The sequence below is a fragment of the Limnochorda sp. LNt genome (assembly GCF_035593265.1).
GTDB lineage: Bacteria > Bacillota > Limnochordia > Limnochordales > Geochordaceae > Geochorda > Geochorda subterranea.
This window is the reverse complement of sequence record NZ_CP141614.1, coordinates 2,699,386-2,722,988: the sequence shown is the minus strand read 5'-3', so window position 1 is coordinate 2,722,988 and position 23,603 is coordinate 2,699,386. Positions and strand designations below refer to the sequence as shown.

18 protein-coding genes and 2 pseudogenes are annotated in these 23,603 nt (G+C 71.1%); 13 read left to right on the top strand and 7 right to left on the bottom strand.

What is annotated here, in order from left to right; translation table 11 throughout:
* Positions 1 to 85: 85 nt before the first annotated feature.
* Entirely contained in the window at positions 86 to 1,432 is a 1,347-nt protein-coding gene (locus VLY81_RS13095) for an ABC transporter substrate-binding protein (protein ID WP_324668651.1), read from the top strand.
* A 169-nt stretch (positions 1,433 to 1,601) separates the two neighbouring features.
* A pseudogene (gene glpK / locus VLY81_RS13090) lies at positions 1,602 to 3,038 on the top strand (glycerol kinase GlpK); the annotation flags it as partial.
* 88 nt (positions 3,039 to 3,126) lie between these two features.
* Here the strand turns inward: glpK and VLY81_RS14905 are convergent.
* Both VLY81_RS14905 and VLY81_RS13070 read right to left on the bottom strand, forming a co-directional pair.
* Positions 3,127 to 4,778, bottom strand: a pseudogene (locus VLY81_RS14905) (IS1634 family transposase).
* Between the two features lie 331 nt (positions 4,779 to 5,109).
* Complete coding sequence (locus tag VLY81_RS13070; protein WP_324668647.1) at positions 5,110 to 6,519, bottom strand: tetratricopeptide repeat protein; 1,410 nt, start codon at positions 6,517 to 6,519, stop codon at positions 5,110 to 5,112.
* A 429-nt stretch (positions 6,520 to 6,948) separates the two neighbouring features.
* Here VLY81_RS13070 and VLY81_RS13065 point away from each other — a divergent pair, with 429 nt between their 5' ends.
* A complete protein-coding gene (locus VLY81_RS13065) occupies positions 6,949 to 8,028 on the top strand; it encodes a hypothetical protein (protein WP_324668646.1) in 1,080 nt (359 codons plus the stop codon).
* 64 nt (positions 8,029 to 8,092) lie between these two features.
* The gene (locus VLY81_RS13060; protein ID WP_324668645.1) at positions 8,093 to 10,195 is read left to right on the top strand and encodes a chloride channel protein; all 2,103 of its coding nucleotides are present in this window, start codon (positions 8,093 to 8,095) and stop codon (positions 10,193 to 10,195) included.
* On the opposite strand, the gene VLY81_RS13055 is transcribed toward VLY81_RS13060, so the two are convergent.
* The 4 genes from VLY81_RS13055 to VLY81_RS13040 all read right to left on the bottom strand — a co-directional run bounded on the left by VLY81_RS13055 (position 10,141) and on the right by VLY81_RS13040 (position 14,104).
* Complete coding sequence (locus tag VLY81_RS13055) at positions 10,141 to 10,950, bottom strand: ABC transporter permease (protein WP_324668644.1); 810 nt, start codon at positions 10,948 to 10,950, stop codon at positions 10,141 to 10,143. The two genes, VLY81_RS13060 and VLY81_RS13055, sit on opposite strands and share 55 nt — an antisense overlap.
* A complete protein-coding gene (locus VLY81_RS13050) occupies positions 10,940 to 11,728 on the bottom strand; it encodes an ABC transporter ATP-binding protein (RefSeq protein ID WP_324668642.1) in 789 nt (262 codons plus the stop codon). Before VLY81_RS13050 ends, VLY81_RS13055 begins: the two co-directional genes overlap by 11 nt.
* Entirely contained in the window at positions 11,725 to 12,753 is a 1,029-nt protein-coding gene (locus VLY81_RS13045; RefSeq protein ID WP_324668641.1) for an ABC transporter substrate-binding protein, read from the bottom strand. Before VLY81_RS13045 ends, VLY81_RS13050 begins: the two co-directional genes overlap by 4 nt.
* 103 nt (positions 12,754 to 12,856) lie before the next feature.
* A complete protein-coding gene (locus VLY81_RS13040; protein ID WP_324668640.1) occupies positions 12,857 to 14,104 on the bottom strand; it encodes a TIGR04053 family radical SAM/SPASM domain-containing protein in 1,248 nt (415 codons plus the stop codon).
* A 122-nt stretch (positions 14,105 to 14,226) separates the two neighbouring features.
* Between VLY81_RS13040 and VLY81_RS13035 the strand changes: the two genes are divergently transcribed.
* Together VLY81_RS13035 and VLY81_RS13030 are read left to right on the top strand one after the other, a co-directional pair.
* Positions 14,227 to 15,033 carry an NAD-dependent epimerase/dehydratase family protein gene (locus VLY81_RS13035; RefSeq protein ID WP_324668639.1) on the top strand — a complete coding sequence of 269 codons (807 nt, stop codon included), beginning with the start codon at positions 14,227 to 14,229 and terminating at the stop codon, positions 15,031 to 15,033.
* Positions 15,034 to 15,485: 452 nt separating this feature from the next.
* Complete coding sequence (locus tag VLY81_RS13030) at positions 15,486 to 17,489, top strand: acetoacetate--CoA ligase (protein WP_405001384.1); 2,004 nt, start codon at positions 15,486 to 15,488, stop codon at positions 17,487 to 17,489.
* Between the two features lie 35 nt (positions 17,490 to 17,524).
* On the opposite strand, the gene VLY81_RS13025 is transcribed toward VLY81_RS13030, so the two are convergent.
* On the bottom strand, positions 17,525 to 17,830 hold the full coding sequence (locus VLY81_RS13025; protein ID WP_324668637.1) for a hypothetical protein: 306 nt from the start codon (positions 17,828 to 17,830) through the stop codon (positions 17,525 to 17,527).
* Positions 17,831 to 18,003: 173 nt separating this feature from the next.
* Between VLY81_RS13025 and VLY81_RS13020 the strand changes: the two genes are divergently transcribed.
* The 7 genes from VLY81_RS13020 (at position 18,004) to VLY81_RS12990 (ending at position 23,587) form a co-directional block, all read left to right on the top strand.
* Positions 18,004 to 18,762 (top strand): HAD family hydrolase, encoded by a 759-nt coding sequence (locus VLY81_RS13020; protein ID WP_324668636.1) that lies wholly within the window; start codon positions 18,004 to 18,006, stop codon positions 18,760 to 18,762.
* Between the two features lie 29 nt (positions 18,763 to 18,791).
* Positions 18,792 to 19,730 carry a transglutaminase-like domain-containing protein gene (locus tag VLY81_RS13015; protein WP_324668635.1) on the top strand — a complete coding sequence of 313 codons (939 nt, stop codon included), beginning with the start codon at positions 18,792 to 18,794 and terminating at the stop codon, positions 19,728 to 19,730.
* Positions 19,714 to 20,289 (top strand): inosine/xanthosine triphosphatase, encoded by a 576-nt coding sequence (locus VLY81_RS13010; RefSeq protein WP_324668634.1) that lies wholly within the window; start codon positions 19,714 to 19,716, stop codon positions 20,287 to 20,289. The genes VLY81_RS13015 and VLY81_RS13010 overlap by 17 nt, the downstream gene beginning before the upstream one ends.
* 79 nt (positions 20,290 to 20,368) lie before the next feature.
* On the top strand, positions 20,369 to 20,998 hold the full coding sequence (locus VLY81_RS13005; RefSeq protein ID WP_324668633.1) for a DUF1256 domain-containing protein: 630 nt from the start codon (positions 20,369 to 20,371) through the stop codon (positions 20,996 to 20,998).
* 112 nt (positions 20,999 to 21,110) lie between these two features.
* Positions 21,111 to 21,434 carry an SCP2 sterol-binding domain-containing protein gene (locus VLY81_RS13000; RefSeq protein WP_324668632.1) on the top strand — a complete coding sequence of 108 codons (324 nt, stop codon included), beginning with the start codon at positions 21,111 to 21,113 and terminating at the stop codon, positions 21,432 to 21,434.
* Between the two features lie 21 nt (positions 21,435 to 21,455).
* A complete protein-coding gene (locus tag VLY81_RS12995; protein ID WP_324668631.1) occupies positions 21,456 to 22,409 on the top strand; it encodes a patatin-like phospholipase family protein in 954 nt (317 codons plus the stop codon).
* A complete protein-coding gene (locus VLY81_RS12990) occupies positions 22,379 to 23,587 on the top strand; it encodes a M28 family peptidase (protein WP_324668630.1) in 1,209 nt (402 codons plus the stop codon). The genes VLY81_RS12995 and VLY81_RS12990 overlap by 31 nt, the downstream gene beginning before the upstream one ends.
* Positions 23,588 to 23,603 lie beyond the last annotated feature (16 nt).

Here is a 23,603-nt window from a genome sequence, read left to right as displayed (position 1 = left end):
AGGCCGGGGTCGAGGATGCCGTCGGGGTGGACTCTGGCGGATCGTCCCTTGGAGAGCGTCACGAGACCGACAGGGAGGGTGAGCGATGAACCGGATCTACCGGCGCATGATCGCCATGGGCGTCCTCTTGCTCCTGACGCTGGCGAGTGCGATCGGGCCTGTGGCGGCGGCGCCGACTCGGATCGCGTTCTGGCACAGCATGGGCGGGGATCTGGGAGGCCGCTCCATCCCCGAGATGGTGCAGCGCTTCAACCAGTCTCAGAGCGCCTGCACGGTGGAGGCCATCTACCAGGGCACGTACGACGACGCGCTCAACAAGCTCAAGGCCGGCCTCCAGTCGCGCGACATCCCGGCCGTGATGCAGCTGTACGACATCGGCACGCGCCTCATGGTGGACCTGGGCGTGGCCGTGCCCATCCAGGACTTCGTGGACCGTGAGGGGTACGACCTGAGCGACTTCGAGCCCAACGTCCTGGCCTACTACTCGGTGGACGGGCGCATCTACTCGATGCCTTTCAACACCTCCAACCCCTTGCTCTACTACAACAAGGACGCCTTCCGCCGGGCCGGTCTGGACCCCGACGTGCCGCCCCGCACCTTCGATGACGTGGTCTCGATGGGGCAGAAGCTGACCGTCAAGGACAACGCGGGCCGCACCAGCCAGTACGGGATCACGCTGGCCATCTACGGCTGGTTCTTCGAGCAGTTTCTGGCGGTGTCGGGCGGCATGTACGCCAACAACGGCAACGGGCGGGACGGCCGGGCGACGGCCGCCACCTTCAACGGCCCCGAGGGCGTCCGTGTCCTGGACTGGTGGAAGCTGCTGTACGACCGGGGCATCGACTTCAACCCCGGTCGGCAGACCGTCGACGCCCGCAACGCCTTCACGGCGGGCCGGGCGGCCATGACCATCGACTCGACGGCGACGTTGCGCAGCCTGCTGGACGCCTCGGTCGGGCGCTTCGAGCTGGGGACGGGCTTCTTGCCGAGGCCGGACGAGGCGGCCTACCAAAAGTGGGGCACCATCATCGGCGGGGCCTCCCTCTGGATCCTCAAGGACCGCCCGCAGGCCGAGCAGCAGTGCGCCTGGGAGTTCGTGAAGCACATGGCCTCGCCCGAGGAGCAGGCCTTCTGGTACACCGTCTCCGGGTACTACCCGATCCGGCGCTCCGGCTACGAGCAGCCGCTGGCGGTGGCCTGGCGCCAGCAGTATCCGCAGTTCGAGACGGCCATCCGCCAGCTCCACATGGCGCCCAACAACCGGGTGACGCAGGGGGCGCTCATCGGCGTCTTCCCGCAGGCGCGCCAGACCATCGAGGCCGCTATCGAGACGGTGCTGGCCGGTCGCGCCACCTCCAAGGCCGCGCTGGACGGCGCCGCCCGGACCGTGACGGACGCCATCGTCCAGTACAACCTCACCACCGGCCGGTAGGCTGTAAAGTGTCGGAGGGCGGGGGAGGGCCGATAGCCCGATCCTGCCCTCCTCGCCGTGCAAGCATGCTATCGGCATGAGTCGGTCCAGCTTCTCTCTTGCCAGCGCACCTTCGTGCGCAGCCTCTCGTTGAGCGTCGACAAGTAGCAGGGAGGAAGGAGAGGGCGCCGTGGCCCGCTATCTGCTCGCCATCGACCAGGGCACGACCAGCACGAGGGCGATGGTCTTCGACCACGAGGGCCGGGTGATGGCCCTCGCCCAGCAGGAGCACCGCCAGATCTACCCGCAGCCGGGCTGGGTGGAGCACGACCCCCTGGAGATATGGGAGCGCACGCAGGCGGTGGTGCGGCAAGCCGTGGCCCGGGCAGGTGTCGTGCCGGCGGACATCGCCGCCATCGGCGTGACCAACCAGCGAGAGACGACCATCGTATGGGATCGCCGCACCGGTCGCCCCTACTACAACGCCATCGTCTGGCAGGACACCCGGACGGCGGCCATCTGCGACCAGCTGGCCCGGGACGGAGGCCCGGATCGCTTCCGGGATCGGACCGGCCTGCCGCTGGCCACCTACTTCTCGGGGCCCAAGCTCAAGTGGATCCTCGACCAGGTGCCGGGCGTGCGGGAGGCGGCCGAGCGCGGCGACGCTCTCTTCGGCACGGTCGACACCTGGCTCATCTGGTGGCTGACCGGGGGGCCTGACGGCGGCGTGCACGTCACCGACGTCACCAACGCCAGCCGCACCCTGCTGATGGACCTGCGCCGCCTCGACTGGGACGATGAGATCCTACGGCTCCTCGGCATCCCGCGCCGGATGCTGCCGGCCATCCATCCGTCGGTGGCGCCGGCCGCCTATGGGGCGACCCGGCCGGACGGCCCCGTCGGCGCCGCGGTGCCCGTCTGCGCCGACCTGGGGGATCAGCAGGCGGCCCTCGTCGGGCAGACCTGCTTCGAGCCGGGCGAAGCCAAGAACACCTACGGCACGGGCTGCTTCCTGCTGCTCAACACGGGGGCGACGCCCGTCTTCTCGAGGAGCGGGCTCATCACCACCGTCGCCTACAAGATGGGAGACCAGCCCGCCGTCTACGCCCTGGAGGGCTCCATCGCCGTGGCGGGGGCCCTGGTGCAGTGGCTGCGGGATAACCTGGGCCTCATCGCCCGGTCGGCGGACGTGGAGGCGCTGGCCGGCAGCGTCGAGGACAACGGTGGGGTCTACTTCGTGCCGGCCTTCTCCGGGCTGTTCGCCCCCCACTGGGACGGCAGCGCCCGGGGTCTCATCATCGGCCTGACCCGGTTCGCCAACCGGGGGCACCTGGCGAGAGCTGCCCTGGAGGCGACCGCCTTCCAGACCCGGGAGGTGGTCGACGCCATGTACCGCGACTCAGGCCTGCGCCTCACCGCGCTCCGGGTGGACGGTGGGATGGTGGTCAACGAGCTGTTGATGCAGTTTCAGGCCGACATCCTGGGCGTGCCCGTCGTCAGGCCCGCCGTGACCGAGACGACCGCCCTCGGGGCGGCCTATGCCGCCGGGCTGGCCGCCGGGGTGTGGGAGGAGCCTGCACGCCTGCGCCAATACTGGCAGGAGGCGCGCCGGTGGACCCCCCGGCTGGCGTTGAACAGCTCGTAGCGACAATTCAAGGTGACAAAGAGCGACATGACGGGATCTATAAGGGCTGAGGTGGACAAAGCGGTTGTATCTACGCCGTTTTTCGGGTGGGCGTCACAATCTTCAGGTAGTGGGGCGGTCGGTCGACCTTCAGGGCCTGAAACAGCGCCTTCTGCTCTTCGGTGAGGGGGCGGACCTGCCAGACCTCGCCGTGGGCGGTGGCGTGGCGGCCCACGTCGATGGGGCGACCAGATCCCGCATCTGTCGCCAGGTCTGGCCCGTCTCGTTCTCGGCCACCCGGATCATGAGGAGGGCCAGCCAGCACAGCAGCACGTGGGACCGGATGCGGTCGTCGAGCCGGTGGTACATCGGCCGGACGTCGACCGTGTGCTTCAGGTCCCGGTGCACCCGTTCCACCTGCCAGAGTTGCTTGTAGCCGTAGACCAGGTCTTCGGCGGGCAAAAGTCGTCGGAGCTGCCGATCACGAACTTCCCGTCGAGGGCGGCTTCTCGGCGAACCTTGGCCGCGTCGATGACCAGTCGCGCGCCCACGTCTGGCGCAGGTAGCGGCCGAAGGTCTCGTGGGCCCGCAGCTCGCAGGCTGCCTTGGTATGCGCCTCGCCCTGCTTCTGTTTGAGCGCTTCGAGCCGCTGGCGAAGCTCGGCCAGGATGGACTCCCGCTTCTGGCGGTCCCGCTCGGCCTCCTCGGGGTTGCGGACGATGACGAAGCGCCGGCGGGCGGCGCTATCCCCTCCGACCACGACCTCCTTGATCTCCAGCCCGTCGGGAAGCCTGCGGTACTTGCCGCCCGGCGCAGCGCCTCCGCGGGCACCCCTGGGGGCCCACCCGCAACTTCTCCCCGATGATGTAGTGATCGCCGGCGCCCTGCAGGATGCGGCGGTTCGCCTCGGAGTTGAAGCCCGTGTCCAACACCACGACCACCCGGTTGAGCTTCCAGCCGTTGAGATCCCGTTTGACCTCGGCCACGACGTTCTGGTCGCCGGTGTTGCCGGGCCAGACCCAGCAGCGGACCGGGATGCCGTCCCGGGTCACGGCCAAGCCGATGACCACCTGGGCCATCTTCGGATGATCATCGGCGCTGTGCCCCCAGCGGCGCAACCCGTCGGCGTCCTCGCCCTCGATTTCGAAGTACGCCGTCGTCGTATCGAAGAAGATGACGTCCACTTCGAGGTTGAAGAGGTTGGCCAGCGTCCAGAAGACCTCGCGCTGGATCGCCTCGGCAGCCTCCAGCAGAAAGTCCATGGCCGGTAGAGCTGGTGGACTTCCACCGCGGGCGGCTGGTCGATGTAGACGTCCTGCGCCACCCACTTCTCGATGGCCGGCTTGCTGGACGGCGCCAGGCCCGGTTGGCCGCCATGGCGAAGAGGAGCCGCTCGATGGGGGTCTGGTAGTGGCAGCGCTTGAGCAGGCGCTGCAAGGTCTTCTGGATGCCCAGCCGCCGCCACAGCCCGTCCGAAAGCCACGTCCCGCCCAGCTTCGGGGAGCCCAGGTACCGAAAGGGCCACTCCATGCCGAGATCGCTTCTGCAGTTGGGCCTGCTCGTCGGGGGCAGGAACCGGGCGATGCTGCGCACCAGGCGGCGCAGCGCGTCCAGGTCGAGCTGGTCGACCCGGCCGAAGGTGTACAGCACCTGGGCCCGGGGCTGTCCAGTCTTGAGGTCCCGGACGTTATGGGCAAGCTGGGCGTATTGGATGCCCTTGGAAGTGACGGTGCGCACGTACATCGTGCCTACATCGTAACTCGTTTACCACGCTGTGTCAATAGCTACATCTTTTGTGGTTGTGTCTACGCGCATCCGCGTTTTTCTACGGGGAATGGCCCGCAAACCCGCTTCGCACCGTGCGGGTGGGGGCGGGTTGTGGCCACTTACTGTACAACGCCAGCCCGGTGGGAGCCCGACAGGCGGGAGACGGCCTACCGTACGTGGCAGCGGGCCGTAGCACGGGCGATGGGATGGCTCGACGGCGGGGAGGGGGCGCCGCGGCCGTCGTGACCCGGGCCCCGGTCACCCCCGAGACTCCAAGGGCGTCGCGCGTCGTGCGGATGTGGTCCCATCAGTGGCGCCACCCGAGGGCGATCTCGCTCTCATGGAACTCCATCGGTGGGGTCGCCATCAAGTAGCGCTGGAGCGACGGCGCGTGCATGACCAGGGTGGCCGCCTGGCGGTAGAGCTGGGCCGCCCGGACCGCGTCGCCCTGCTGCATGAGCAGGTCACCGGCTTCGACCTGCACGCGCGCCAGCTCGGCCTCGAGCTCGAGCTCCTCCAGCAGACGGAGTGCGGCCTCGTAGTGCGTCATGGCCTCCTCCATGTCGCCCAGCTTGGCCAGCGCACGCGCCAGGTGCCAGTGGGCGCGTGCGCGGTCTCCGGCCCAGTCGTGCTCCTGCGCGAGCGCGAGGGCGGCCTGGCCGTGGCGTAGCGCCATCTCCCGCTGACCGACGTTGGCGTAGGACCAGCCGAGCTCCATGTGGTTGTAGAGGATGATACGCAGGTCGCCGAGCGCCTCGTTGGAACCCAGGCTCTTGGTGAGCGACTCGATGGCCTCCGTCCACCTCCCTAGCTTCTGGTAGGCCAGGCCGATGTTGTGTTGTGCCCAGGCCACCCCTTTGGGCAGACGACACGCCGCATACATGCCGAGTGCCTTCGTCAGGTATTCCAGCGAGCGCTCCGGTTGTTCGGCGTCGAGGTATGCCAGACCCCGGTTCATCAGGTTGTCGGCCAGGTAGGGCGTGCCCAAGCGCTCCGCAAGGGGCGTCGCCTGCTCCAAGTAGACGATCGCCTCCTCCGGCCGGCCGACCCGACGGGCGGTCACCCCAACCGAGTACAGGACGTACAGGCGAAGTTCGTCATCTCCTTCACCCAGCTCGATGGCGGCCAGGGCGCGCCGTGCATGGAAGTACGCGTGGCTAAAGCGCTCCTCGAGGAACTCGATGCGAGAGAGTGTCAACACAGCCCGCAGCCAGCTGGCGCCGGCCTTGGGCCCCCCCAGGAGGCGCAGAGCCTCGGAGATGGCGGTCGCCGCCTCCTGGGACCGTCCTGCCGCGGACAGGATGTGTGCCAGAGCCGACAGGCAGCGCCCGGCCATGACATCATCGTGGACCGCTCGACAGTGCTGCAGCGCCTGCCGAGCCGCCTGCTCGGCCCGTCCCAGGTCATGGCTCCGGTAGGCGTCCGTCGCCTCGCGCAACAGCTGCTCCACCACAGCCTGCGCCTTGCCGGTGGTCGATGTCGACGTCTGGGGGTCTACAGGAGCGTCGTCCATGAAGTAGCCAACCGGAACGCCGAAGACGGCTGAGAGACGCTCCAACACGGCCTTGGTCGGGTTGGTCGCCTTGCCAGAGCGTAAGCGCCAGATGTACGACACGGAGAGGCCGGTCGCACTGGCGACATCTTGGAGCGTCCACGGCTTACCGTCGGGGCGGCGCACCGTGCGGAAGAGGTGTGCAATCTTCTCGCTTACCGTCACGGTCGCGGGCCTCCTTTCGTGCGAGAGTCGGAGTTGAGACTATAGTATCACACACAGAGCAAAGACGTAATTGTATGAAGAGATCGCACGCGCGTTCGATTGACAGGATGCGCCTATAGTGCTATTTCTTAGACATGACCTTGCTCCCAAAGTCCAGTAGAGGGGGGCCCATCGTGAAGCGTCTCGTTGCGACTGTCCTGTTGGCCGTGGTGTTGGTTCTCGGGCTGGTCGGCACGGGGACTCTGTGGATCGATGACGGGACAGCGTCGGCTGCCGCGGGACGTATCGTGCCCTTGCGTGATCCAGGGGGCGAGGGGCCGTTTCCCTTCTAGCAGTTGCCTTGTCATCTCGTAACGGAGCCATCGGAGTCTCAGGCCGCTGGCGCCGTCGGCGAGGCAGGCGGGGGCGTTGCGTGTGGAGCAACGACAGGTGAGCGAGCTCATCGACCTCGTCGCCGCATCGGACCATCCGGGTCCGGTGGAGCTGTACGCCGCCGCGGCGCGCAAGGCCCGCTGTGACCTGGAGGGTTGCCCCGAGCTCGAGCAGGCCCTGGTGCTCGCCTGCCAGATGTCCGAGGTGCTCGCCAGCGGTACTGTCCAGACGGGGCGGGCAGGACGGCGCGACGCGCCATGGCTGCGATGGCTGTCGGACGGGCCAGGGGCGCGTGAGCAGGGCAGCCCAGCTACCGCCTCACGCACGACGCAGAGTCAGGCGAGCCGCACCGATGACAGGCGCCGGGCACCAGGAGAGGCCCGGCGCCTGTTACCCGAGGAGGCCAGGGCGTGGCCCCGACCCGGCCGACAGCGTCCTGGTTGGGCGGCGGTGGACTGGTCCGGCACGCGTACGGCGATCGGGGCCGCAGGGGCTGAGTTGCTGGCCCGCTCAGCCGGCCGCCCCTCCGTCGATCCAGAGGCTCTCGTGCTCGAGGTGCGGCGCGAGGTCTTCAGCGCCAGCGCCCAACGGCCGCAATCGGTCCACACGCTGGCTCTCTACGCCTACCAGACCCTGATCGTGCACCGTCCGGAGGCGTACGCCCGGGCGGCTGTCTCGAGCCTGGCGGCGACCATCCTGGCACGTCACGTGCGGGCTCCGGAGGGGCTGCTGGCCTGGATGCGGCGTCACGTGGATCCGGGCTCCATCTTTCCGGAGGATGACCGGGTGATGCTGCCCGACCAGGTCGCGACGCACGGCGTGGGGCGTCCGCTCGACAAGGCGATGCTCCTCTTCGCCGTGGCTCGCCAGCAGGGGCTGGGCGCCCGTGTGGTGCAGACGACCCGGGCGGCCTACGCCCTGGTGGGCGCCGCTGCAGGGACGGCGATCATCGACGCCGGTGCCCTTCGCGCCGTCCCGCGACCGCGGGGTGTCGTCGTGCTGGCCTTCGACGAGGAGCGGCAGTTCGGCTACCGAGAGGCGTGGACGCCGCCCGAGCCCCCGGTCGACGCCAGCCTCCTCTCCTCCCACCCCCGCCGGCTCGGTGCGCGCCGGCTGGCGGGCGTCAGCGTGGCGTAGATTCCCTCGCACCACAGCCGTCCTGCGCTCATCGCCCGCTCCGCGCACGCACGACGGATCTATAATGGGCGTTGTGAGCCGCAGGGTCGGCCAGGCTGTCTTCGGCTGGCGACAGGGTCGAGCGTGGACCCACCTCTTCGGCCCCCGGGGCGAGCCCGTCGTCCTGGTGGTGCTGGCCCTCGTCGTGGGGGTCATCGGCGGGCTGGGCGCCATCGTCTTCCGATGGATGATCCAGCTCTGCACATCCCTCTTCACGGCGCCGGCGGGCATGGCGGCGTCGACCGGCCTGCGCACCCTCATGGCGCTCGCCACCCCGGCCGTGGGGCTCGTCGTCGTCACCGCCATCGCACGCTACCTGGCACCGGAGGTGAAGGGCCACGGCGTCCCGCAGATCCTGGAGGCGCTGGCGCTGCGGGGCGGGCGCATCCATCCGCGGGTGGCGACGTTCGGCATCGTCTCCCCTGCCATCACCATCGGCAGCGGGGGTTCGGTCGGCCAGGAGGGCCCCATCGCCCTCATCGGCGCCGCCTTCGGCTCCATCGTCGGGCAGGTGCTCCGCCTGCCCGACCGCTACGTCGCCGTCCTGCTGGCCTGCGGGTCGGCGGCTGGCGTGGCCGCCACCTTCCAGGCCCCCATCGCCGGCGCCTTCTTCGGGCTCGAGGTGGTGCTGGGGAGCTACGCGATGGGAGCGGTGGTGCCCGTGCTGCTGGCGGCCGTCGCAGGGGGCATCACCTTCCGTGCCCTGATGGGCGGCGAGCTGGTCCTGCCCGCCCCACCCTACGCCCTGCACCATCCCGCCCGGCTGTTGCCCGTGCTACTCCTCGGAGTGCTGGCGGGACTGGCCGGCGTGGCCTATACCCGGGGCCTGGAACGGGTCGAGACCCTCTCGGAGCGGTGGAGGGCGCCCTTCTGGCTCAAAGCGGCCCTCGGCGGGGTGGCGGTGGGCGCCATCGGCCTGCTGTGGCCCCAGGTGCTGCGAGTCGGCTACGAGACGATGGAGCAGGCGGTCACGGGGCGCCTGCCGCTGGCGACGATGGGCGGCCTGCTGGTGGCCAAGTACGTGGCGACCCTGATCACCATCGGGGCGGGGGGATCGGGCGGCGTCTTCGCACCGTCCCTCTTCCTGGGCACCATGCTGGGCGGCCTGTTTGGCGGCGTGCTGCAGCGCTGGTCCCCGGCCCTCGTGGTGGGCGGGGAGCCCTATGCCGTCGTCGGCATGGGCGCCATCTTCGCCGCGGCGGCTCAGGCCCCCCTGACGGCCATCACCATCATCCTGGAGATGACCGGCGACTGGGGCCTCACCATGGGGGTGATGGGCGCCTGCGCCATCAGCTACCTGGTGCACGGCTCGCTGAGCCGGGACTCGATGTACACGGTGCGACTGAGCCGGCGCGGCATCGTCATCGTCCGCGGGGCCGAAGTGCGCCCCACGGAGCGGGTCACGGTCCAGGCCGCCATGACGGGCCCGGGCGCTCCCATCCACCGGGACGCTCCCGTGCGGGACGCCTACCGGCGCCTCGTGCAAGAGGACCACGAGCCCCTGATGGTGGTCGACGACGACGGTCGCCTGGTGGGCGTGGTCTCCCTGTCGGATCTGCGGACGGTGCCCGGCGTCTCCAGCAGCGACCTGCCCGTCGGAGCCATCGCCCGCACCAGCGTCGTGACGGTCTACCCCGATGACACCCTCGAGCGCGCGATGCGCCGCTTCGGGGTCTATGACTTCGCCATGCTGCCCGTCGTCGCGCGCGACGACCCGCGGCGGGTGATCGGGCGGCTGCGCCGCTCCGATGTGCTGCGGGCCTATCACACGTACACGATGCACACCTCGGAGGTGGCCGTTCGCATCGATTTCCTGCGGGACGCCCACGGCGACCAGGGCGCCTTCCGGGAGGCGGTCCTGACCGAGCAGTCGCCCGTGGCCGGCCATGCCCTCGCCCAGCTGCGATTGCCGTCCGAATGCGTGCTGGTCACCGTGCGGCGGGGCCCGGAGGTGCTCGTGCCACACGGCGACACGACCCTGCAGCCCGGCGATCGGGTCCTGGTCTTCGCCGTGCCGGCCGAGCGAGCCGACGCCCTGGCAGCCTGGCTGGGGGGCGGGCCGTCGCCATCTCGCTACCCGGCGAACCGCCGTCGCACGACCCTCTCCGCCAGCGAAACCGCACCGTAGAGGGCGGTCGACAGCACCACCAGCAGCATGAGGCTGGCCATCACCAGGTTCATGTCGAAGACCTGACCGCCGTAGACGATGAGGTAGCCGAGCCCTCTGCCCCCGGCCAGGAACTCGCCCGTCACCGCCCCCACCAGGGCCAACCCCACGTTGGCCTTGAGCGCCGCCAGGACCGCCGGTACCGAGGCCGGCACCACCACCAGTCGAAATTGCTGCCACCGGCTGGCGCCCAGGGAGCGCAGCAGCGTCAGGCGCGCCGGGTCCGTCTCCTGGAAGGCGGCGAAGACCACCACCACGGCGATGACGACGGTGATGGCGATCCCCATGGCCATGACGGCCCGGATGTTGGTCCCGAGCCAGACGATGAAGAGGGGGCCCAGCGCTACCTTGGGGATGGCGTTGAAGACCACCAGGTACGGCTCCAAGACCCTCGCCAGGAAGGGCGACCACCACAGCACCGCCGCGATGGCCACGCCGAGCCCGGTGCCGGCGGCGAAGCCGACCACGGTGCCGAGCGTCGTGTGGGCCACGTGTCCCCAGAGCTGGCCCTGCGCGGCCAGGCGGGCGATGGTCTCCACGACGGCCGTCGGCCGGCTGGTGAGGAAGGCGGAGACCAGCCCCAGGTCGGCCGACGCCTGCCAGGCCGCCAGCAGGGCCACCAGCACCACGACCTGGCCGGCCGCCACGCTCCATCGGTGGCGCCGGCGCGCCCTCCGGTAGCGCCGATGGGCCAGCGATGCGTGCTCATGCGACACCGGGCTTCACCTGCACCTCGAGGTCGGCCCATATCGCGCTGAAGTAGTGGGAGAAGCGGGACGACTGACGCGCCGCGACCGGCGAGTGGTCGGCGCTGGGGCCCAGGGCGATGCGATACTCGCGCTTGACGCGGGCCGGCCGGTGGGTCAGCACGACCACCCGATCGCACATGGCCACCGCCTCGCCGATGTCGTGGGTGACGAGCAGCACCGTGGCCTGCCGCTCCCGCAGCGCCAGCCCGACCTCTTCCTCCAGCAGCAGCCGGGTCTGGGCGTCGACCGCCGAGAAGGGCTCGTCGAGCAGCACCACCCTCGGCTCCAGGGCCAGGGTGCGCACCAGGGCCGTGCGCTGGCGCATGCCGCCCGACAGCTCCCGGGGCAAGCGGTGCTCGAAGCCGGCCAGCCCCGATCGGGCCAGCAGCTCCCGCACGCGGGTCACCCGCTCGGGGGTGCGCATCCCCCTCACCTCCAGCCCCAGCAGTGCGTTGTCGAGAACGGTGCGCCACTCCAGCAGGCAGTCTTGCTGCAGCATGTACGCCACGTCGGAGCGGGGCCCCGTCACCGTCTGGCCGTCGATGTGCACCTCGCCACGCTCGGGGCGCAACAGCCCGGCGATGAGGGAGAAGAGGGTGCTCTTGCCGCACCCGCTGGGCCCCACGATCCCCACGAACTCCCCGCCACGCACCCGCAAGGAGAGTCCGGCCAGGGCGGGCGTCTCCCCCTGGGGGACGTGGTAGCTGAACCAGAGGTCCCGGACGACGACGTCGGCGCCCCTCATCGTCCCTCGGCGATCTCCGCCGCCCGCTCGGCGAAGCGGTTGGTCATGATGGCGTCGAACTCCACCCGAGCGGCCAGCTCGCCGGCGGCCTCCATCACCTCGAGCAGGTGCTCGAAGCCTTCCCGCGAGATGGCCGGTGTCTCGGGCCAGGTCTCCTGGTCACGGTAGCGGCGCAGGGTCAGGATCAGGACGTCCTGCTCGATGCCGGGGAAGAACGGCGCCACGACCTCGGCGATCTCCTCGGGTGAGTGCTCCCGCACCCAGCGCAGGCCCCGGTCGATGGCGTTGGTGAAGCGCTGGATGACGTCCGAATTGCGCTCGAGGTAGCTCTTGCGAGCGTGGTAGAGCGTGTAGGTGATGGGCCCGCCGTCTACCCCCAGCGAGGCGACGACCTTGCCGATGCCCCGTTTCTCCATCGCGCTCATCGTCGGTTCGAACTGCGCGACGTAGTCGCCCAGGCCTCCCTCGAAGGCGCCGGGTGCGGCCTCGAAGGCGAGGTGAGTGACGATGGTGACGTCCCGGTGCGGCTCCAGGCCGTGCTGGCGCAGGATCCACTCCAGCACCATCTCGGGCACGCCACCCTTGCGCCCCCCGATGACGGTCTTGCCCCTCAGCTCCGTCCAGCTGAACTGCGGCGTCGGATGGCGGGCCATGAGGAAGGAGCCGTCCCGGGCCGTCAGCTGGGCGAAGCCGATGACCGGGTCCGGCGCGCCGCGCTGGTAGACGTAGACGGTGGCCTCCGGCCCGAAGAAGCCGATGTCGACGGTGCCCGACAGCAGCGCCGCCATGCCCTTGTCGGCGCCCTGGGCCGTCGAGAGCTCGATGCGCAAGCCCTCGTCCTCGAAGAACCCCAGGGCCAGGGCCACGTACTGCGGCGCGTAGAAGACCGAGCGCACCACCTCGGAGAGACGCACCACGGTCGGCGGCGAGCCGGCGGCCGCCGGTGTCGCGCCGGGCTCGCCGACCAGCGACGCCGCCACCAGGGCGGTCAGCAAGAGCCAGGACGCGGCTTTGCACGCACGCATCGCACACCCCTACCCCCCGAGAGCATCTCCGCACCGGGAGTCGGGTCCCGGTGCGGCTCGTGCGCCGCCATGCTACGCGCGGGCGGGGAGGGGGGTGACGCCGCTAGGACGTCGCCGTCACGTAGGTCCGCACGTCCTCCTGGAAGGGGAAGCTGCCGGGCTGGTAGGGGCACCACGGCTCCTCGGCCAGGGGATCGCCCGACACCCCGAAGGCCCTCGAGCGCGAGCCACCGCAGACCGTGCGGAACTCGCACCGACCGCACCGCCCGCCCAGCCTTTCGGGGTCGCGCAGCGCCCGCAGCAACGGCGATTCGCGGTAGATGGTGGGGAGGGGCTGGAGTCGGACGTTGCCGGCGGGGATGGGCAGGAAGCCGCTGGGGTGCACGACGCCGGTATGCGAGACGAAGACGAAGCCGCGCCCGGCGTTGACGTCCATCGGCGTGCGGCGCATCGGTGTCGGGGCGTCGAGGTCCACGTCAGGGGCCACCTCCTGCAGGCGCCGGCGCAACCGGCGGTACGTCTCGCCCAGCGGGAGCACCTCGTGGGCGGGGATGCCCCGCTGCTCCAGCACCTGCCGCTGGATCACCACGCGCCGGTAGTGATGGGCCTCGGTGGTCTTGAGGGAGAGCACCTTGGCCGCATCGTAGAGGAAGTGCAGCACGTCCTCGACCGTCTCGGGCGGCAGGGAGGCCAGCTGGCGCCCGCGCCCCGTCGGCACCAGGAAGAAGACGCTCCACGTCATGGCCCCCAGCTCCCGCACGATCCGCAGAATGTCGGGGAGGTCGTCCACGTTGTGGGTGCCGACGGTGGTGTTGATCTGCACCTTGAAGCCGAGGGCCCTGGCTGCCCGCCACCCCGCGAGGGTCCAGTCGTAGACGCCCTCGACCTGGCGGAACCGGTCATGGATGGCGGCCGTCGAGCCATCCAGGCTCAAGGAGAGGGCCACGGCCCCCGCCTGGCGCAGCTGCCCCAGGTTGGCCTCCGTCAGGGTGGGGGTGCCCGACGGCGAGACCGAGACGGGCAGGCCGATGGTGGTGCCGTACTGGACGAGGTCGAAGAGGTCGGGGCGCTTGAAGGGATCGCCCCCGGTCATGACAAACAGCGGGGGCGGCGGCCCGAAGGCGGCGATGGCATCCATCAGCCGGCGCGCCTCGTCGGTCGTCAGCTCCCCGGGGTGGCGATGGGGGATGGCCTCGGCCCGGCAGTGCCGGCAGGCCAGGTCGCAGGCGCGGGTGACCTCCCAGATGACGATGAAGGGCCGTTGGTCCAAGTCGTAGCGGGCATGGCGGACGGCCTTGTGGGCAGCCAGCCGGGCTCCCGGGGCGCCTGCGTCACGGGGTGGGGTCGGCACGCGTATCGCTCCTACCGTCATGGCTTCTCTCGTCCCATGGTCGCGCCGGGTGGGCGGCCCGTCATGTGACGACCGTCAAAGCCATCGCACTCGTCCACCGAGGGGGAGGGGGAGCGACAGGCGTGAAGGTGCTGGTGACGGGCGCGACGGGGTTCGTCGGGCGCTTCCTGGTGAGGGCCCTGGTGGCCGAGGGCCACGACGTGACGGCCGTGGTGCGGCCCACGTCACCGACCGAGCGCCTGCGGGGCATCCCCGTTCGGGTCGTGGTCGCCGACCTGACCCAGCCCCGTCCTCTCGACGGGCTCATGGACGGCGTGGAGTGGGTCTTTCACGTGGCGGGCGACCTGTCGTGGTGGCGGGGGCACCGGCATCGCCAGTGGGCGGTCAACGTCGAGGGGACGCGGCGCGTGGTGGCCGAGGCGCTGCGGGCCGGCGTCCGGCGGCTCGTCCACACCAGCTCGGTGGCGGCGGTGGGCTTCCCCCTGGACGGCGAACTGGCCGACGAGGCCTTCCCCTTCAACGGCCACCGGCTGGGGCTGCAGTACGCGGTGACCAAGTGGGAGGCGGAGCGGCGGGTGCTCGAGGGCGTCGAGCGGGGGCTCGACGCCGTCATCGTCAACCCGGCCACCATCCTGGGCGACGACGCCCCTCGCCCCGGCTCGCTCGTCGACCTGGCGGCTCGCGGGCGCCTGCCGGCGTGGGTGGAAGGCGGCACCACCTTCTGTCACATCGACGACGTCGTGGCCGGCCACCTCGCCGCGGCCCGCCGGGGCCGCACGGGCCAGCGCTACATCCTGGGCGGCCACGACGTGACGTTTCGCCGGATCATCGAGGCGCTGGCGCAGGCGGCGGGCGCCGGCCCCGGCGAGGCGGGCCCCCGGGGCTGGTCTGGGCCGCGGCGTGGGCCCTGGAGGGCGCGGCCGCCCTGACCCGTCGTCCTCCACCGCTCACCCGGGACCACGCCCGGCTGGTCGGCCGGTCCATCTACTACTCCTCGGGTCGCGCCATCGCGGAGCTCGGGTACGCCGTCACGCCGCTGGCCACCATGGTGCAGCTGGCCGTGTCGCGAGGTCTGCGCGCCCCCGAGCGGTGACCGCCCGGCTCCCGCTTCCGAGGAGGGAACCCAGGCCAACAATCGAAAAGGCTTACTAATAGTCCTCTCGCCGATCCCGGCCCGGCCTGTCCACGAAGGTTTTATATCGCTTTCAAAGAGTCGGCGAGTGGCTCGTTTTGGGCCCTGCCGCTGCTCGGCATCACGCGGCTGCGGGCGGGGGAGGTGATGGGCTATGCGGCTGCCGTGATGCTCGTCGTCTTCGTGCTGATGGCGGCGGCCATCGTCTGGCTACCGTGAGTCGGGGTCGTGCGGGGGGGCGTCGTGGGCATGGGGGGCGTCGCCGAGGGTACCCTCTTGTGGCAACCCTCGGAGGCTCAGAGGAGCGCCAGCCGCCTGGCGCAGTACATGCGCTGGCTGCGGGAGCGGCGTGGCCTGGCCTTCGAGTCGTACGACGAGCTGTGGCGGTGGTCCGTGACCGACCTGGAAGGCTTCTGGTCGTCCGTCTGGGAGTTCTTCGAGGTCCGGGCCCATGCCCCGTACCGCCGCGTCCTGGCCGAGCGCACCATGCCGGGGGCGCGCTGGTTCGAGGGGGCGCGGCTCAACTACGCCGAGCACGCGCTGCGCCGGCGGGACGACCACCCGGCGGTCGTCGCCTGGTCGGAGAGCGGGCCCCTCGGGACGCTCACCTACGCCGAGCTCGCTCGCCAGGTGGCCGCGGCGGCGGCCGGGCTGCGCCGGCTGGGCGTGCGGCGGGGCGACCGAGTCGTCGCCTACGCCCCCAACATCCCGCAGACCCTCGTAGCCTTGCTGGCCACGGCCAGCCTGGGCGCCATCTGGTCGAGCTGCTCCCCCGAGTTCGGCATCCGCAGCGTGGTGGATCGCTTCCAGCAGATCGAGCCCAAGGTCTTGCTGGCGGTGGACGGCTACCGCTACAACGGCACGCCGTACCCCCGGCTGGCCGCCGTCGCCGAGATCCAGCGCCACCTGCCGAGCCTCTCGGCCACGGTGGTCATCCCCTACCTCGAGCCGCGGCCGGACACGTCGGCGCTGCGGGATGCCGTGCGGTGGGAGCAGCTGATGGATGCCGCCGGCGGAGGCGGCGCGGCAGGAGCGTCGCTCAGCTTCGAACCGGTGCCCTTCGACCACCCGCTGTGGGTGCTCTACTCCTCGGGCACCACGGGGCTTCCCAAGGCCATCGTCCATGGCCACGGAGGGATCCTGCTGGAGCACCTCAAGGCCATCGCGCTGCACCTGGACCTGAGCCAGGCGGATCGGTTCTTCTGGTTCACCACCACCGGCTGGATGATGTGGAACTTCCTGGTCAGCGGCCTGCTCTTGGGCATGACGGTGCTGCTGTACGACGGAAGCCCCGCCTATCCCGACATGGGGGCGCTGTGGCGCTTCGCGGAGGCCACCCGCATGACCTACTTCGGCACCAGCGCCCCCTACATCCAGGCTTGCATGAAGGCGGGCATCGAGCCGGGGCGGGCGTGCGACCTGAGCGCCCTGCGAGGCGTCGGATCGACGGGCGCCCCGCTGCCGCCCGAAGGCTTCGACTGGGTCTACCGGCAGGTCAAGGCGGACCTGCTGCTGGGCTCGGTGAGCGGGGGCACGGACCTGTGCACAGCGGTCGTGGGGTCGTGTCCGCTGCTGCCGGTGCACGCCGGCGAAATCCAGTGCCGGATGCTGGGGGCCCGGGTCGAGGCCTACGACGAGGCGGGACGACCGCTCGTCGGGCAGGTGGGCGAGCTGGTCATCACCGAGCCCATGCCGTCCATGCCGCTCTTCCTATGGAACGACGGCCCCGGCATGGCCCGCTACCGCGCTACTTACTTCGAGACGTACCCCGGGGTCTGGCGCCACGGCGACTGGATCAAGATCACGCCCCGGGGGAGCTGCGTCATCTACGGCCGCTCCGACTCCACCCTCAACCGGGGCGGCGTGCGGATGGGCACCAGCGAGTTCTACCGGGTCGTCGAGGAGATGCCCGAGGTGGTCGACAGCCTGGTCGTCGATACGGGCCAGCTGGGCCGGGAGGGTCAGCTCCTGCTCTTCGTCGTGCTGCGGCCCGGTGTCATCCTCGACGAGGTGCTGCAGGCGCGCATCCGCCAGCGGCTGCGCACCGAGCTCTCCCCTCGGCATGTGCCTGACGCCATCTTCGCGGTGCCCGAGGTGCCCAGGACCCTCAACGCCAAGAAGATGGAGGTCCCCGTCCGGCGCATCCTGATGGGCGTGCCGCCCGAGCAGGCCGTCAGCCGCGACGCGATGCGCAACCCCGAGGCGCTGCGACCCTTCGTGGAGCTGGCGCAGCGCCTCTTGCAGGCCGGGTGACCGGGGAGACGCCGGGTCCCGGGGCCGTCGGCCGCCTACGAGCGCCCGAGGGCGGCCTTACCCAGGCCGTAGATGCCACTCGCCATCGCCCCGAGCTGCAGGCCCTGGACCACCGCGTCGCGCACGGCTCCCTCGGGGGGCTGCCCCGGGGCGGGGCCCGCGAAGAGATACGCGTTGAGGGCGTTGAGCGCGGCGCTCATCAGCAGCACCGCGAGCGGGATGACCACTTGCTTGACGGTTTCAGGGCGCAGGCGCAGACGGGCGGCCGCTTCCTTGACGAGCTCTGTGAGAACGATAACAAGTCCGATGATGGCGATGGGGTCGACCACGAGATCCCGCACCTCTTTCCTCGCACCGACTCGCCCGGATCGGCCCGCAAGGGCCGAGAGGGGATTTCCACGAGGCCCCGGCCGATTGCCTGCCTCGGCACGGGCGGATAGCATGGAGGGGAGCATCCGGGCGGCGCCGTGCCGGGGCGAGAGCGGGCCGTCTCGGGCGAGCACGACGGGGTGGGGTGACGACAGGCACGGCCATGCACGAGCGGCAGCCCATCCGGGCCATTCTCTTCGACCTCGATGGCACCCTCAACGGGATCGACATGGACCAGTTCCTACCGCGCTACTTCGCGGCCCTGGGGGAGTACCTCCGGGAGTGGATAGAGCCACAGCGCCTCGCCCGGGAGATCTGGCAGGCCACCGAGTCCCTCCTCCAGGATCGGGACGTCGAGCTGACCAATGCCGAGAAGTTCCGCCGGCGCTTCCTGCGTGACGACCCGGCGCTTCGCGACCTGCTCTACCCCCTTTTCGACCGGTTTTACGAGGAGCGCTTCGATGCGCTTCGATCGCATGCGCCCATCCACCCCCTGGCCCGGGAGGCCGTCGAGACGGCCTTGGATATGGGTATGCGGGTGGTGGTGGCCACCAACCCCGTCTTCCCGGAGGCCGCCATCCGGCGGCGCCTGGCGTGGGCGGAGCTCGCCGACCTGCCGTTTCAATTCGTGACGACCATGGAAAACTCGCATGCCTGCAAGCCCCACCCGGAGTATTTCCTGGAAATCGTCGAACGCCTGGGCGTGCCCCCCGAGCATTGCCTGATGGTGGGCAACGACCGGGACGAGGACCTGGTGGCCGCCCGGCTCGGGATGCGCACCTTTTGGGTGACGCACCTGCCCATCGGTCGCGGCATCTCGCGGGTGGAGCCCGATGGCCGGGGAAGCCTGGCGGACCTGGTGGCGTGGCTGCCCGGGCTGGCGCGGCCCGATGACGGCTGGTAAGGTGAAAGAGGGGGGCGACCCGACGTCCGGTGGCGCAGCGGCAACTCTCGGCATCCGAACTGCAGGCTCTGGTGAGGCTGCTCGGCGACAGCGACGAGCGGACCGTCAAGGTGGCACGCACCCGCCTGCTGGAGGCGGGCCCCGAGGCGGTGCCGTGGCTGCACGCGGCAGCCACGTCGGAGCCCGATGCCGTCGTGAGGGGCCGGGCCCGGCTGTTGCTGGACGAGGTGCGTTTCCGGACGCTCAAGCGGCGCCTGGCGGAGCTGGCGCGACAGGACGACGCCACCTTCGACCTGGAGGAGGGCCTCTTCGCGGTCGCCCGAGCCCGGTACCCTGACCTCGAGGAGTCCTCGTACCGCCAGCGTCTGCGAGGGCTGTGGGAGGAGCTGCAGCAGCGGCGCGTCGGCCGCATGTCGCCGCCCGAGGCCGCCGCGGCCGTCAATCGCTACCTCTTCCACGAGCTGGGCTTCAAGAGCAACGAGGCGCACTACTACGACCCCGACAACGTCTGCATCAACCAGGTGCTGGACCGGCGGACCGGCGTCGGCGTCTCCCTGGCGGCCCTCTACCTGGTGGTGAGCCGCCGGGCGGGGTTCGACGTGGCCGCCATCTCGGTGGCGGGTCACGTGGTGGTGGCCGTCCCCGGGCCCGTCGCCTTCTGGGTCGACCCGGCCCGCAGCGGCCGGGTCCTCTCCCGGCACGACCTGGCGGCCTTCGCCAGCGAGGGAGGGCACCGCCTGGACGAGGCCGCCCTGGCCCCGTTGCCGGACCGCAAGCTGGTCGAGCGGATGCTGGCCCACTTGATGCGGGTCTACGCGCTGACCTCCCAGGCGGTCGCGGCGCAACGGGTCGAGGAGTTGATGCGTACCTTCACCAGGGGGCAGACCGAGGAGCCCCCGTCCCGGTCGTCGGGGGCGAGCCGGGCGGGAGGCCCGGGAGCGCCCGAGGAGCATGGCGGCTCCCGGTAGCCCGCCTGCCGGCCCGGACGGCGGGCCCCGGGTGGTGGCCGTCGGCTCCACCAACCCCGCCAAGGTCGAGCCGGTCGGCGATCTGCTGCGGCGGCTCTTCGGCACCTGCCGGGTGGAGGCCGTGGGGGTGCCCAGCGGCGTGGCCGCCCAGCCCCTGTCGCTGGAGGAGACGCGGCGCGGAGCCGAGGGGCGGGCGCGAGCCGCGCTGGAGGCCCTCGACGAAGCCGTCTGGGGCGTGGGGATCGAGGGCGGGATGCACCTCGAGGCCGGCGAGCGCGGGTGGCTCGTCACGGTCGCGGCCGTCGCTGACCGCCAGGGCCGCATCAGCACGGGCGAGGGCCTGCGGCTGGCGCTGCCGCCGCTTATGGTACGGGCCCTTCTCGCCGGCCAGGAACTGGCCGAGGTGGTGGATGACTGGTTCGGCACCGAGGGGGCGAGGGTGGACCCGGGCGCTGTCGGCCTGCTCACCCGGGGGCTGGTCACCCGGCGTCACCTGGTGGCCGACGCCGTGCTGGCAGCCCTGGTGCCCCGCTTGCATCCCGAGCTCTACGGGATCTGAGGAGGCCCGCGCGAGACGACGGATACCCTCGACACCGGGGCGCCGCCCTGGTACCCTGGGGCGAGGGGGTCCGACGGCGATGCCGTGGCTGGGTACGGTGGATTCCAGCCACTGGACGGCCGACTTCCGGCTGGCCAGGCTTCTCGAGTACGTCTACGTCAAGACGGGGCGGCGCCAGCCCGTGGTGGTGGTCGGCCTGGGGCTGTCGCTGGACCGGCCTGGGAGCGTCGGGCCCACGGTGGCCACGGAGCTGGCCAAGGTCTATCCCTACGTCTTCGGCCACGGCGGCCACGAGGTGGCGCGCCACAACGTGGAGGCCACCTTCTTCCGGATCACCGAGGAGTTTCCGCAGTCCTTCGTCGTCGTCGTGGACGGCACGTCGGGCGAGAGCGAGGAGGACGGCCACGTCATCGCTTGGTCGGCCAGCGTCGAGCCGGACGAGGAGTTCATGACGGCCCGGCAGGCGCTGGGGGCGGCGGCCGGCGGGGGCCGGCGGGGGTTGCCCAGCCCCCTCGACGAGCGCCAGGTGCCGCGCACCGCCACGCTGGGCACCGACATCGCCACCGTGCCGGCCCAGGTGGGGCTCATCGGCGTGGTGGGGCCGGTGGTGGGGCCGGCTTCGGCGCACCAGCGGCGCTTCATGGCGACGTGCGACGCCATCATCGACGGCATCCTCCGCTTCTTCTACCGCACCGGCCAGCTGCTGTGAGCCAGCCGGGCACTCCCGTGCAGAGGGAAGCCCGGCGCTCTGCCGAAAGCCTACCGGGGATCGTGGCGCCGGATGGGCGCGGGCGTGCACGCCGGCGGGAGGAGGTCGAGCGATGGCCTCGGCAGCGGAGTTCCTGGAGAAGGTCGTCGAGCGCATCAATGCCCAGCCCCAGCGGTTGGGGGTCGACAGCGCCTCCTTTCAGTTCACCCTGACGGGTGACGGGGGTGGCACGTGGACCATGGTGATCCAGGATGGCCGTGCCTCGGTGCAGCAAGGGGCGGTGTCGTCTCCCCAGGTCACCGTCGAGATGAGCGTCGCGGACTTCCAGGAGATGCTGGCGGGCCGCCTGGGCCCGGTCGCCGCCTACATGAGCGGCCGGCTGCGGCTGGTGGGCGACATCGGGCTGGCCATGAGGTTGCAGCCGTACCTCTCCTGACCCGGCGGGACGGTTGCAGCCATGACGGGTGCGCAGGAGAGCCACCCGGCGCGCCCCCGCCTGGGGCTTGCCCTGGGTGGCGGGGGGGCCCGAGGCTTCGCCCACATCGGGGTCATCCGCGCGCTGTTGCGGGCGGGCATCCCCATCGACGTGATGGCGGGCACCAGCATGGGAGCCATCGTGGCCGTGGCCTTCGCCCTGGGCGACCCCGAGCGCAGCGGCATCATCGATCGGCTCGAGCAGGGACATCCCGTGGTGGGCACGCCCCTGCCGCCTCGCTACCCCGGCGAGCAGGAGAGCCTCATGACCCGGGTCCGTCGCCTGGTGATGACGGAGCGGATCCTGACCAGCAACATCCGGGGATGGGGCACCCCGCTGCTGGACGTGATGCCGCTCTTGACCGAGATGACCCGGGGGCTGCGCCTCGAGGACGCGCCCATCCCCGTGGGCGTGGTGGCCACGGACCTGGAGCGAGGCGAGCGCGCGTTGCTGACACGGGGCGATGCCGCCCTGGCGGCCATGGCCAGCGCCGCGCTGCCCCTGGTCTTCCCGCCCGTGCGATTCGAGGGGCGGCTCCTGGTCGACGGGGGCTTCGTCGAGCTGGTGCCGGTGATGGCGGCGCGTGAGCTGGGGGCCGACGTGGTGGTGGCCGTCGACGTCAGCAACGAGGCGACCGGCACCGTCAAAAACGGCCTCGAGGCCCTGATCCGGGCCGCGGCCATCGCGTCACGCCAGCACACCCGGATGCTCCTGCGCCGGGCCGACCTGGTGCTGCGTCCGGAGTTCGCGGTGCCGGTGGATACGCTCGACTTCGGCCGCGCACGGTATGCCATCGAGGCGGGGCTGCGGGCCGGGCGTGAGGCGGTGGAGCGGGTGCGGGATCTGCTGGAGCGGGCCGATGGCACCGGCAGGCGCGAGGCGCCGCCCGGCGAATCTTCCTCCGCGTGGGAGCGTGGGAGCACCTCGAGCAGCTGACGGCGTGGCCGCACCGTGGCTCGACCTCCGTGTACGAGACGGAGGCCGCGCGGTGGCTCGCACAGACGCTGCGCTCCATGGGCTACGCCGTCGCGGTGGAGCCGTTTCGGGCCCCGGCGGCGACCCTCTACGCCGGGCCACCCCTGGTGGGGGCCGTCGTGGCGGGCGCCGTAGCGCTGGCGCTGGCCGTGCCGGGGCCATGGGGGGCCACTGTCGCCGCCGTCGTCGCCCTGGCGGCGGTGGCGCTGCTGTTGCAGGAGGCGCTCCTGCTACGCCCGGGCTTCGACCGGATCCTGCCCGTACGCCCCAGCCAAAACGTCGTGGCCTCCTGGCCGGACGGGCCAGGGTCGGGCCCGCTGGTGCTGGTGGTGGCCCACTACGACACCCAGCGCGGCAGCTGGCTGTTCGCCCCGTGGTTTCGGAGGGGGCTGCCCGTCTTCTTCAAGGTGGCCTACGGCGGCGTCGCACTGGCCGTGATCGGCTTGCTGGCAGGGGCCGTGGCGGGGTGGTTGGGGGCCGGGTGGACGGGCTGGCGGTGGGTGGCCGGGGCGGGCGCGACGGTGACGGCCGCGACCATGGGCTCGCTGGCGCTGGCCGGATGGAGAGGCCGCCCCGTCAACGGCGCCAACGACAACGGCTCCGGCACGGCCGTCGTGCTGGCCCTGGCGCAGCGGTGGGCCGCCCGGGCGAGCCGCCCGGGTGTGGAGGTGCGCTTCGTGCTGACGGGTTCCGAAGAGGTCGGCACCCGGGGCATGTGGGCGTATCTCGACGGCCATCCGGAGCTGCGGGCACGTCCGGTCTACGTGGTCAACGTCGACAACGTGGGTGGGGGGAGCCTGCGGGCCCTGCGGCACGAGGGGATGCTGCTCCCCGTGCCGTGCGGGCGGCGGCTGGGTCGGCTGGTCGAGGCGCTGGTGCAGGAGGGGCGCCTCTCATGGTGGGATCGCATGCTGCTGCTGAGCACCGATGCAGGGCCCGCCGCGGTGCGGGGATACGAGGCGATCACGTTCATCGGGCTGGACGAGCGCGGGGAGATCCCCCACTACCACTGGTTCTCTGATATGATCCGGCACGTCGACCGGGAGCACCTGGAGCGCGTCGCCGACACCATCGGGAGCTTCATCGACCGCCTGGTCTCGGAGCTGAGCGAGGGCACGCCGTCTCGTCCGGGGGTTTGAAGGATGAGGAGTGCGG